This window comes from Geodermatophilus africanus (genome assembly GCF_900107105.1).
GTDB classification, from domain to species: Bacteria; Actinomycetota; Actinomycetes; order Mycobacteriales; family Geodermatophilaceae; genus Geodermatophilus; species Geodermatophilus africanus.
Window position 1 is genome coordinate 20,138 of record NZ_FNOT01000028.1, and the last position, 11,294, is coordinate 31,431.

Below are 11,294 nucleotides of genomic sequence, written 5' to 3' on the forward strand. Positions count from 1 at the left end.
GGGGTGGAGGAAGAGGGCGTGGGCTCTCGGGGTGAAGATTGTCCCCGCCAGAGGCCGATCTCCTCTTCCCCGGAGTCGCTGCGTCTCATCGTGCCAGCCTGGATGCGTCCGCACCGGTACTGACAGCGGTTTTCAGGCGGCTTGGGGGGTGGGGTAGCCGGCGTGGGTGAACCAGCCGGCGGCGTCGCTGGCACTGACCGCGGCCAGGGCCACAGCGATGGCGGCGTCCAGTGCCGCTCGGGTGCGCGCGCCGGCGGCCTTGACCAGCGCCTTGATCAAGCTGGCGGCCTCCTCGACCGGGGAGAGGTCCGGTGAGTAGGCCGGCAGGAACACCAGTCGGCAGCCGGCGGCCTCGACCAGGGCGCGCATCCGGTCGGGCTTGTGCGCGCCGACGTTGTCGACCACCACCACCTGCCCAGGCCGCAGCCAGGGAAGAAGCACCTGCTCCAGGTAGGCGGCGAACACCGCCGCGGTGGTGCCGCCCTCCACCGTCATCGCCGGGACCATCCCGGCCAGGCTCAGCCCGGTGAGCAGCGTGGTCACCGCACCCCGGTTGCGCGGCACCGCCCCGCGGGCGCGGGAGCCGCGGGGGCCGACACCCCGAAGATCGCCGCCGCCTGATCCTGGGTCATCCCGCCATCGACTGCGGCGACGACCCGCTCACGCAGATCCATCGAGTACGCCCGCATGCCATCAGCGGTACCCATCAAGCAATCAGCACACCGCTGTGAGCCCACTGCCTCCAACTGGCGGCGACCCGACGGGGCAGGCCGAGGCTCGGACGAGTCCGTGCGCCTTCAGCGCCCGCAGACACGGCTCGAGCAGGCTACCGTCGTCGAGGTCGAGCCGCGCGCACGGACGCGGTGTCGGCCGGCCTGTCCCGCAGGCACCCGAGCACGCCGGTGGACAGGCCTGCCGCGCCCACCGAGCCGGATGGCGGCCAGACCGTCACCGGCGACGCGCAGCCACGGCAGCCCGCCGCCGCGCAGGAGCTTCGCGGTCGCGACGAGGCGGCTCATGCTCCCCAATCAGCTCGTCGCCTGACGCGGCATCGCGACCCCGAGGACAAGCACGGCACCGTCTTCCACGGCGCCATCATTCTCGCCTCGGTCCTGATCTGCTCACCGATAGGGAACGCGCCCCAAATCCATCGAGATGGCGCCGGCCGAGAGCGCACCTACATGGCCGGCCGGTGACTCCCTTGATCCCGGCCCGCCTCATCAGCAGCTCTAGCGCCCCACCGGCGACGACCAAACCGCGGCTGAGGGGCACCTCCGCGTACATCCGGCGGATGCCGGGCCCGCAGAGAGCATGTAGATCTCCCTGATCGCATCGGTGTGCAGCGCAAGCGGATGCTGCGAGCCGAGGGCGCCCGAGTCCGCCACCCGTAGTAGCCCGACGCCGACATGCCCCGGACGTGAGTGCCCCAGCCGCACGGACAGTCAACCCTTCCCCATATCCACTCCGCACCCACCAGCGCCGATGCATCAGGCCGTCATCTCGACTGCAGGAGCTGGTGGTAAACCTCACTTGTCGATATACTCGGCCGCCTCCTGCCGAGGAGGAGCCATGGCTGGATTAGGCGGGATCTTCATCAGCTATCGGCGAGAGGATACGGCCGATGCGACCGGTCGCTTGGCCGATCTTCTCGTCGATCGATTCGGCTCGGCGCGGGTATTCATGGACGTCAACAATATCGAGCCTGGACAGGACTTCATCAGGAGGATCAATACGGCGATCGCCGCCTGCGATGTCCTGTTAGTGCCAATTGGCTCGAAGTGGCTCGCAGTAGACAAGAATGGCCAGCCGCGCATATGCGGGCCAGATGACTTGGTGTCCCTTGAGATCCGGGCCGCTCTGGAACGCCGAATCGTAGTGATACCGATTCTTATCGATGGCGCCGCCATGGTCGGGTCGACAAGACTTCCGGAAGGGCTTAAAGATCTAGCGAGGCGGCACGCCGTCCTTCTGCGCCATGCAAGCTTCGCCGCAGACGCCGAGCGCATCATCCAGTTACTCGACCGCGTTCTCGCTACGGCAGAACTTCGGCGGGAGGATCGACGCTCCCAGCTCAATCCTTCACCGTCGCCAGACGACTCCAGCGACCCCGCCGATGAGATCTGGTCGCTCCTGGTTAAACGAGTGAAACGGCGCAAACGATTGTGGTGGGGAACGTACTCACTTTCCATACTGCTCGCAACCGCACCGGCATCAATTATCAACCCTTCCGATGACGGCCCTTTTGCTATCGTGTCTACAATGTTAGTGCTAGCCACGGGGCTGGTCTGGTGTGTATGGAAACTGCAGAGTGAGATTGCAAATCAGCGTTTGCTGGTCGACCAGTTGCCGGTTAACGCTCAGGTTGAGCCCATCCGCCGCGCACTTTCGCGACGCCACATCATACAAATGGCGATGATCTGCCTGCTGGTCTCTCTCTTGTTCGGCGTCGGGATGGTGGTCTCCCCGCCCGATCCTGGCCCAGAGACGACTGGGGCCAGGGCACTACCTGCCTTGACCGCCCGCCTTGACTACGGGATTCGGTGATGGGTGGCATCTTCGTTAGCTACCGCGATGAAACGGTGCACTCCGCTGGACGGCTCGGCAATCTCTTGGGTGCACGGTTCGGGCCGGAGCACGTCTTCATGGCCGACTCGATTGATGCCGGTGCGGATGCCGTAGTCGCCACAATGGACGCCGTCGGCAACTGTGATGTGCTCATCGTAGTGATTGGTCCAACGTGGCTTACAGGCACTGACGATCACGGCCGCCGCAGGATTGATCAGGTCGACGACCTTGTCGGCGTGGGGATATCCAGTGCTCTCAGGCGTGGCATAACGCTACTTCCTGTCCTAGTTCACGGTGCTGAAATGCCGGCTGCCGAGGATGTGCCTGAGAGGGTGCGGGGTCTCGCGCGGCACCGAGCCGTGCGACTCGACCACATGTCGTTTCATTCCGATGCAGTGCAACTCATCGATTTGGTCGAATCCGCCCTTCCGAATCGGGTGCGGCCGCGCCCCCGATCGCGACCGGCCCGACGGTACCTGAGACGTCCGTCGGCCGACCGCCCCTCGCACCACCCTGTGCCGCTGTCGCGCGCGATTCGTCGGGTTGCATTGTGGTGGGCAATCTTCTTCTTCGCGATTTTGGCGTCTGAGGGGCTTTTTGGTCTGGTGGTCAATCCCACGGAGACACTCGGGGCCGCCATCGCTGGCTTACTGTCTAGCCTCGCAATTCTCTCGATCTGCGCGACTCTCCTCCGTTGGGAGATCAGGGCGCAGCGGCGCATGATCGCGCAATCCCTAGCTGTCGAGAATACAACGCGTGCGTACCGAGCCGTCTCCAATGTCCGTGTTCGGCTGATTTCCCTCATCTGCATTTTGATAGCGATCATGGTCGGAGTTAGCGTCGCGACTTCCCCTATAGCGGCTGCGGCACTGCCAAGCGCAATCTGACGCCTCTGCATAGATCCAGATCTCGGCCCTGAGCTCCTCGTCCCGGTCCGCCCGGGCCGAGGTGCGGCCGCGGGCGTCGTAGTAGGTGCTGGGGGCGATCGGCGTTCCGTGCTCGGTGAGCACTCGGCGGATCGGCTCGACACCCCAGCGCAGCCCAGCGTCGGTGCGCCGATCGGCGTGGGCTTCGATGACGCTCACGAGGTCCGCTGTGGCCGGTCTAGCTCGGCCGCGAAGAAACCCGCCGCCGCCTTGAGGATCTCGTTCGCCCGGCGCAGCTCGCGGTTCTCCGCCCGCAGCCGGCGCAGCTCGGCGGACTCCTCGCTGGTCACGCCGGGGCGGACACCGGCGTCGACCTCGGCCTTGCGGACCCACTTGCGCACCGTCTCGGTCGAGCCGATGCCCAGCTTCTGCGCCACCGAGCGCATCGCCTCCCACTCGGTGGCATGGTCCGGCCGGGACTCGGCGACCAGGCGCACCGCCCGCTCCCGCAGCTCCTGCGGATACCGGACGCTTCGATCTGCCACGACTCCATCCTCCTCAAGGACTGGAGTGGTGTGCCCCCTGTTTCCCGGAGTCGGGTTACTGGATTCTGAGGCCTCCCGAGTCCCGGGGAGGGCCGCATGGGGCGGCGTGGATATCCGGCGGAGTTCCGCCGCAAGGTGCTGGACCTGGTCGAGTCCGGCCGGCCGGTCGCCGACGTGGCCAAGGCGCTGGGCATCAGTGAAAACGATCTACACCTGGCGCCGGCAGGACCGCATCGACAAGGGACTGGAGCCGGGGCTGACCTCCGGGGAGCTGTCCGAACTGGCGGCCGCCAAGCAGCGGATCGCCGCCTTGGAGGCCGAGCTGGCCGTGCATCGGCGGGCCTCCGAGCTGCTGGGGAAGGTGGTGCCCCCAAAAGGCGGTTCGAGGCCATCGCGGTGATGGCAGATGAGGGCCACTCGGTGCAGCTGGCCGCCCGGGTCCTGGGCGTGTCGGCGTCGGGCTACTACGAGTGGAACACTCGCGCACCCTCGGCACGCAGCATCCGCCACGCGCTGCTCACCGACGCCATCCGCGAGGTCCATACCCTCTCCCGCGGCACCTACGGCTTCCGGCGGGTGCACGCCGAGCTGACCCTCGGTCGCGGCCTGGTCGTCGCGCACGGAACCGTCGAGCTGCTGATGCAGCGCGCGGGGCTCAAGGGCGTCAGCCGGCCGCTGCACACCATCGGCACCGTTGTCCGCGCCGACGGCCCGTTCATCTCGGTCCGTGTCCGCAGCCGCCGTGGCGTCACCCACCTCGAGCAGTACCGCCGTCGGGACGGCAGTTGTGTCGGCGGACGCGGCCAGACAGAGTCGGTCACCGCCGACCTGTAGGAACCGGTACTCCCGCAGGAGGACCAGCGGGCGCGGCGCATCGACTCACTATTCCGGGACTGGAGGCGGAACCGCCACGACGTCGACCGGCTCCAAGCGCTGCACGAAGCGATCGGCGAGCGCCTCGAGGATTTGACCGAGACGGCGTCGCGGTGAAGCCGCCCGCGAATCCGCCCCGCCTGGCCGTGAAGCCCCGGGGCGGTGCTGTTCGGGATAGGTCACCAACAACTTCGAGGCCGTGTTCAGCCGATGGGGGTCACTTCACGGGTGAGCATGTGGCGGGCCAGCTGGACTTGCTGGTGAACGGCACGGCATCGTCGATGCCGGCGGCGCGGGCGCGGTCCCGGTCGTCGACCCACGCGCGCGGCAGATGGAGCTTTCGGTCGATCAGCGCCCGACCGCTGGTGTGGCGTAGGTGCAGAACACGCCAATCTGACCAGGCATCGCTGCCGGGCGGCCTCGGCGAAACCCCGATATATCCCGATGCGGTGAACGCACGATCATAGCCGCGAGTGATCCTGGTAACCAGGAACATAACCGCTGTGAAGTGCCGTATTGATGAGTACGCTCAGGGAACCGTGAAGGTGATTCGCTCCTCGGCGGTCAGTTCCCGCGTCGTGTGCTGCGCTGCCAGTGCGACGAGCTCCTCGGGTGACCCGCATACCTCACAGTCAAAAACTGCGCCGTCGCCACCGTTGGAAACGGCGGCGATCCGTCGCCCGGTGTGATCGACGGCGATGTCAGAGACGTCACCTCCGGGCACGTGGAAAGTCGTAGCCAGTTGACCGTTGGTGACGTCCCACACCCGCACCGTGCCATCCTGACCGCCGCTCATCAGCATCGCACCACCCGGTGCGAAGGCGATGCCGTTGACGACGCCGCTTTGCCCCGTCACGGTGCGGGCTGGTCCACCGCCGCGCAGGTCGAGGAGCATGATCCGGGAATCGCTTGCCGCCGCTGCCATCCGTCCTTCATCGTCGACGGCCAGATCGAACACCGCGTCCAGAGACGCTCCGACCACTCTGTTCGTTCCATTCGGGATGTTCCACAGGCGCACGACGCCCGTCTCATCCCCAGTCAGCAGATGCCCGTCCGGAGTGAACGCGACCGCATACACCGCCGCGTCTCCGCCCTTAAGCTCCGCGCGCACCTCTCCGGTCCGTGGCTCCAGCAGCCGTGTCCGCCCACTGCGGTCACCGAGGGCCAGCAGCTGACCATCCGCGGAGAAGGCGAGATCGTCGATCGGAGCGTTGATTTGAGGAGCGCGGGCGACCTCGTCGGCGCTTTCCGCATTCCAGACGACGGCGGTGCCGTTCTGGCCACTGGTGGCGATCAGCGTGCCGTCCGGGCTGTAGCGCGCACGGGTGATCCAGCCCCCCTGCTCGGTGGCCACATTCAACCCGAGACAGAGTGCGCCGAGGGGCGGTGTCGTGCAGGCGGCGCCCAACGGAGTCTCAGCGGCGGAACTTGCATCCCACGCCCGCACAGGGCCACCCTGTGCCGCGGTCAGAAGCTCATCGCCTGCCGCCGTGAAGGTCACGCTCGTGGCATCTCCCGTCACGCCGGGCTCTGAGCTCGCCGGGAGGATGAGCGGCCGGTCGGGCAGTGCCCAGACGCGGATCACCCCGTCGCCAGTTCCGCTGACCAAGCGGAGACCGTCAGGAGAGAGCGCAGCGCGCTGGATCGCGGGACCGCCGCGCAGGTCGACGACCGGCTCCTGGTCGCTGACCCTCCAGATCCTGGAGACACCGTCCGTTCGGCCGATCTGCGCCAGGCTCCCGTCCGGGGTGAAGCCGGCGGTGATGCCAATTGGGCCGCGGGTAGCCAACGTGGTCTGTGCACCGCCGGCCGCGAGCAGGTAGACACCGCCGTCCACGTTCCCGACCAGGAGGTGGCTGCCGGCCGGGTCCATGACTGCCAGGAACGCGGGAACGGGGGATCGCGTGAGTTCTGCCCCATCGGAGACCCGTAACCAGCTGACTGCGCCGTCTTGGCTCGCGGTCAGCATGACCGAGCCGCCGCTATTCAGCTGCGTCGCGAACACTGCGGCCGAATGACGGACCGAGCGCACAGGTGTGGACGCCTGGGCCGGGCCGACCATGACCGTGCCGTCCTGCGTACCTAGGAGAAGGGTCCCGCCGTCGGCGGACAGGGCGAGGGATTCCACGGAAGAGGCGCTCCACCGCACCGTGGCGGCCTCGGTCCCGGATGCATCCCACAGTCGTACGGTGCCATCGGCCATCCCGGCTGCGACGACGCGGCCGTCGGCGCTGATGACGACTGCCGTCACACCGGAGCTGGCCAGTTGGGCGCGTGACGTGATCATGCCCGTGTCGTGGTCGAGCTCCCACAGCATCGCTTGACCGCGGTCGTCCGCCGCCACTCCGACCGAGGCTTCGGCCGCGACGCTCAGCGACGTGACCGCGGCTTGGCCGAGCACGAGCCGGCCACGCGGTGCCCCGGTCGCCGCCTCCCATGCGGCAACGCTCCCGTCCCGGCCTGCGCTGATCACCGTGGCTCCATCGGGAGACCAGGCGACGCCGGAGACCGCGTCGGAATGTGCCGTTGTCCAGGCCCGGATGCGGGAGCGGTCAACCGAGGTCCGCAGTGCCGCCACCGCCTCGTCTGTGGGGGCCCGCGACCACGCAGCCCTGGCCAGCAGCAACGAGCGCTCGGGGTCCACGTCCAACTGAGACATCGCGGCTGCGGCGAGCGCCCGGGATTGCGCCTGGTTGCGCTGACTCACCGCTTCCCTCCATTGGAAGACCGCCGCCACCGCAAGGACGACTGTGACTATGAGCGTCGTCACGGTCACCGCGATCGTCGTCCGCAGGCGCCTGCGCTCGGCCTGCCGGCTGGCCACGATGAAGTCGGTCTGCAGCGGCACGGGCGACGGCGGCTCCACTTCGGGCGAGCCAGTCCTCGGCAGTACGCAGATCCCTGCCGCGCAGCAGCAGTGAACGGTCCCCGCCGCGCCCGTCCCAGCGCAGCGCCCGGGAGAGCCAATGGGTGTGCTCCCGCACTCGCTCGGTATCAACGTCGATTGCGGCGAGAACAGCAGACGCGGCAGAGTCGGGGGCCGCGCTGCCGCTGGCATCGATCCACTGCAGCGCAGCCAGCGCATCCGGAAGCCGCTCGACCCTTGACATGAGTACCGGGATCAACCGCTTGCCCAATTCAATAGCTCGCCGGTACTCGCGCTGACACTCCTCCGAAGCCAGCCAGGCAGGACTAACGCAGCAGACGACGGCGTTGGCGGCCTCGATCGCCGTGCCCAATTCCGTCCGCCACGGCGCACCAGGTGGAATGTTGTCTTCATCGACCCACATCACACGCCCGCGGGCCCTGGCCGCCTCAACAATCTGCATCACACGAGGCGCATCGCGACGAGCGTAGGAAATGAACGCATCCAGCACCAACGGCGCCACGGTGCCACGCACCTGAGTCACAGCGTCCACCACGACACCCCAGTCACACCGCCCCCTGGACCGCGTGAAGCCACTCAGTAGAGCGTCGTCAAGCCCTGGTGATACACCCATTCCGTCGCCGACAGGCAGGGGGCTGCCCCCAGATCGATTGACCCGTGCCTGTGACGCTGCGGCCTCGCTGGTAGAGGGAGATGCGCCCGGAAACGACGGTTCTTGGGCGGTGGCTAGCACCCAGGTCTAGACGTGTCCTAACCGTCACTTTGACCTGGCACTGGCGGCCCACAGTCCTGGCTGCGTCGAGAGCGGTGCAGCACGCAGCGGTGGATCGCCTCGTGCTCCTCGGCAAACTCGTCGCACTCGGCACCTGACCGCGCTGGCCGCCCGCTTCCTCGAGGCGGCGGTGGCCTCGGGCCTCAAGATGCTGGTCCCGGGCGGCAACAAGGCCGGTAAGACGACGTTGCTGGGCTTCCAGTACGGCCTTGGTACTCCTTCGGCGTCGGCGACGAAGCAGTTTGGAGTGCAGTACGTGGCCGTCGACAACGGCTCACCGCCAAGCATCTCGCCGCAATCGCGTCCGGCGATCCGGTCACCATCAAGTGGTCCGCGACTGCTGCTGCCCCAAGCACGTCGCCGGCACCGTCGTCCGGCTGATCGTCCCAATTTCGTTGTGTCGTACAAGAGCGACCGCGGCGTCCGGCATGTTCAAGGCGCCCGCAAGGCCGAGATTCTGCGGGCGCTACAGGGCGTCGTCGATGGCGAGGCCATCATCGGCGCCCCTCTCGCCGCCAAGCTCACCGCCCTGCTGGCCGCCAAGCCCAGGCCCGGCGCAGACCTTCCCCCAGCTGTCCAGCCGCGAACGGGAGATCCTCCTCCTCACCCATCAACTCACCAACGGCGAGATCGCTGCGCAGCTGGACCTGAGTGAGAAGACGGTGCGCAACCACGTCTCCAACATCCTCACGAAACTTGAGGTATCCACTCGGGCCGAAGCCATCTCTCGACCGCCAGGGCCGCCGGGATCTGACCGCGATCCAAGGCATACGACCGCCCTCAGCGGCGTACGCCTCGCGGTCCGCGAATCGGATGCTGCGCGGGCTCGGCGTGTCGGCCGTCGTGATCGCCGTTGGACTGTTGGTGCCTCCCGTCGGCTGGATCGTGCTCTACCTGGCACCGGTTTGGTTCGTCGTGACCGGCGTCCTGCTGGCGGTCCGCAACCGCTGATCGAGAGAAGACACCGGACGTGACGCGGGGCCGCTCAACGAGTTAGGCGGCCCTGTAGGTCACTGCTCGGGCACCCGTTGGTGCCCGAGCAGTGAGCCGCCCTAACGGGCGGTGCCGAGGGCGATGAAGCCCGGAGCGAAGAGCGTCGACGGCTCCGGCGCGGCGTCCATGCGGGCGAATGCGGCCTCCCAGCGCCGCAGGTCGTCCGCCGACGCGATTCCCTCCGCAAGCATCGCGTCCCGCGCCGCCCACGCCGGTGGACGCATCCCGGGCGGCATCTTGGCGATCGTGTACCGGCCCTCATGCAGCACCACGTCCAGGCCGGCCCGACCGAGTAGCCGCCCGAGACGGAGCCCGGTCTGCAGGTCGTTGCCACGCCGTCGATGTAGCTCCAGGTAGTTCTCCGTCAAGTCCTCCAGGTCTGGGTCGATATCGAGGATGCGGAACGCTGTCGCGTCAGCGTCCACCAGGTAAACGCTGCCGCCCGGCCGGACGAGATGCGCGAGGTGGTCGACGATGGGTTGTTCGTCGGGGCCGTTGTGCGCGAGGACATGGCGCATCATCACGACGTCCACCGATCCGGCGGGGATGCCGGTGTCGGTGGCGGTCCCCGCCAGGAGCTCGACGTTGTTGGCGCCCGCCGCGGCAACGACTTGCCGCGCCTCGGCTCGGGCCGACTCCTCGCGTTCCACCGCGATGACGTGACCGGCCGGCCCCACGAGGTCGGCGATGACGACGGATACGGCGGCTGGGCCGCAGCCGACGTCGGCGACGACCGCCCCGGGGTCGATTCCGGCGCGGCGCCAAAGTCCGGCTTCGTCGATGCGGGCGCGTTCGGCCATGAACCGGTACCGCTGGACCTCTTCGTCACTGACGGCAAGTGCGTAGTCGGCCATGGGACCCCCTTGACCTCGGCAGGATGGCACGGGTCGTCCGGCGAGGAGGAAAATGACCGCGCCTGCCTCTGCCCTGCAGCCCCCAAGACGCCGCCATGAGTCTCATCCTCCGGTGGATTGAAAGCCTCCATCAGACCTGCAGCGGCACACCCCGAACCGTGGGATGTCTAACCGGAAGCGCAGTCCCGCCGGGTCGGCCGTCACGGCCGAGGGCGGACAGCGCTCAGCGCAGGGACCAGCGCACCGCGGCGGTCACGGTTACCGTCGTCGACCCAGGCGCGAGGGGCACCGCCTCGCCGCCGGCCGCGCTGTCGGCGGCGTACGGGATCGGTCCGGAAGGAGTCACCTGCTCGTTCACCCACACCAGGTCCCCCAGTTCCCGACCGGCGAGCTCGGCGTACTGCTCGGCCTTGCGCCGGGCGTCGGCGAACGCCTGCGCGCGGGCTTGCTCCTGCTGCGCCTCGTCGTTCTCGAGCGCGTAGGCCAGCGACTGGACGCGGGCGGCGTTCCCGCCGGCCTCGACCACCTCGGCGATTGTCTCGCCCGCCTGATCGACGCTGCGGAGGGTGACGAGTAGATCGTGGCGAGCCGTGTAGCCGGTGATCTCCTCGCCCTCGTGGCCGTGCCGCGGCCACACCGATACGTTCACCGTCTGCACGTCCCGCTCGGGCACATCCGCGACGCGCAGGGCGGCCAGAACGCGGCGCGCCGCCTCGTCAGCCGCCGTGAGCGCCTCGTCCACGTTCTCGGCGCTGGTCTCGACACCGATGGTGACCCGCAGGATGTCCGGCCTGCCGCTCGCGGTACCGACCCCCTCGACCTGCACGCCGGCCTCCGGGGCCGGATCGGCCGGCGCGGCGCGCACCTGCTGCGGGACGTTCAGGAGCGCCACCACGGCGACCGCACCGACGAGGCCGGCCACAGCGAGCGAGGGCAGAA

The 11,294-nt window shown here is 68.1% G+C and carries 9 protein-coding genes and 5 pseudogenes; 7 read left to right on the forward strand and 7 right to left on the reverse strand.

Annotation, left to right across the window (positions count from 1 at the left end; all coding sequences use genetic code 11):
• Positions 1-132: 132 nt before the first annotated feature.
• Positions 133-591 (reverse strand): annotated as a pseudogene (locus BLW63_RS24790) (transposase); the annotation flags it as partial.
• Between the two features lie 311 nt (positions 592-902).
• Between BLW63_RS24790 and BLW63_RS24795 the strand changes: the two are divergent.
• Entirely contained in the window at positions 903-1,196 is a 294-nt protein-coding gene (locus BLW63_RS24795; RefSeq protein ID WP_139263793.1) for a hypothetical protein, read from the forward strand.
• 373 nt (positions 1,197-1,569) lie between these two features.
• Positions 1,570-2,544: a toll/interleukin-1 receptor domain-containing protein gene (locus tag BLW63_RS24800; protein WP_170856962.1), complete on the forward strand. Its 975-nt coding sequence runs from the start codon at positions 1,570-1,572 to the stop codon at positions 2,542-2,544.
• A 926-nt stretch (positions 2,545-3,470) separates the two neighbouring features.
• Here the strand turns inward: BLW63_RS24800 and BLW63_RS26445 are convergent.
• Positions 3,471-3,928: pseudogene (locus BLW63_RS26445) on the reverse strand (IS3-like element ISMyma3 family transposase); the annotation flags it as partial.
• 144 nt (positions 3,929-4,072) lie between these two features.
• On the opposite strand from BLW63_RS26445, the pseudogene BLW63_RS29140 reads away from it, so the two are divergent.
• The 3 genes and pseudogenes from BLW63_RS29140 to BLW63_RS28325 form a co-directional block, all read left to right on the forward strand.
• A pseudogene (locus tag BLW63_RS29140) lies at positions 4,073-4,135 on the forward strand (hypothetical protein); the annotation flags it as partial.
• Between the two features lie 37 nt (positions 4,136-4,172).
• Complete coding sequence (locus BLW63_RS28320) at positions 4,173-4,376, forward strand: hypothetical protein (RefSeq protein WP_091162175.1); 204 nt, start codon at positions 4,173-4,175, stop codon at positions 4,374-4,376.
• Positions 4,376-4,810 carry an IS3 family transposase gene (locus BLW63_RS28325; protein WP_139263795.1) on the forward strand — a complete coding sequence of 145 codons (435 nt, stop codon included), beginning with the start codon at positions 4,376-4,378 and terminating at the stop codon, positions 4,808-4,810. Before BLW63_RS28320 ends, BLW63_RS28325 begins: the two co-directional genes overlap by 1 nt.
• Before the next feature lie 256 nt (positions 4,811-5,066).
• On the opposite strand, the gene BLW63_RS29145 is transcribed toward BLW63_RS28325, so the two are convergent.
• The 3 genes and pseudogenes from BLW63_RS29145 to BLW63_RS29150 all read right to left on the reverse strand — a co-directional run.
• Complete coding sequence (locus tag BLW63_RS29145; protein WP_091162180.1) at positions 5,067-5,345, reverse strand: hypothetical protein; 279 nt, start codon at positions 5,343-5,345, stop codon at positions 5,067-5,069.
• A gap of 33 nt (positions 5,346-5,378) precedes the next feature.
• Positions 5,379-7,697 (reverse strand): WD40 repeat domain-containing protein, encoded by a 2,319-nt coding sequence (locus tag BLW63_RS24830; RefSeq protein WP_244522793.1) that lies wholly within the window; start codon positions 7,695-7,697, stop codon positions 5,379-5,381.
• Positions 7,698-7,899: 202 nt separating this feature from the next.
• Positions 7,900-8,349 (reverse strand): annotated as a pseudogene (locus tag BLW63_RS29150) (toll/interleukin-1 receptor domain-containing protein); the annotation flags it as partial.
• A gap of 641 nt (positions 8,350-8,990) precedes the next feature.
• On the opposite strand from BLW63_RS29150, the pseudogene BLW63_RS29155 reads away from it, so the two are divergent.
• Positions 8,991-9,224 (forward strand): annotated as a pseudogene (locus BLW63_RS29155) (response regulator transcription factor); the annotation flags it as partial.
• Positions 9,225-9,321: 97 nt separating this feature from the next.
• The gene (locus BLW63_RS28340) at positions 9,322-9,459 is read left to right on the forward strand and encodes a hypothetical protein (RefSeq protein ID WP_244522795.1); all 138 of its coding nucleotides are present in this window, start codon (positions 9,322-9,324) and stop codon (positions 9,457-9,459) included.
• 101 nt (positions 9,460-9,560) lie between these two features.
• Here BLW63_RS28340 and BLW63_RS24845 read toward each other — a convergent pair whose 3' ends face one another.
• Both BLW63_RS24845 and BLW63_RS24850 read right to left on the reverse strand, forming a co-directional pair.
• On the reverse strand, positions 9,561-10,355 hold the full coding sequence (locus tag BLW63_RS24845; protein WP_091162187.1) for a class I SAM-dependent methyltransferase: 795 nt from the start codon (positions 10,353-10,355) through the stop codon (positions 9,561-9,563).
• A gap of 223 nt (positions 10,356-10,578) precedes the next feature.
• Positions 10,579-11,294 (reverse strand): SIMPL domain-containing protein (locus BLW63_RS24850; protein WP_211517292.1); only part of this gene is annotated, 716 nt, incomplete at its 5' end.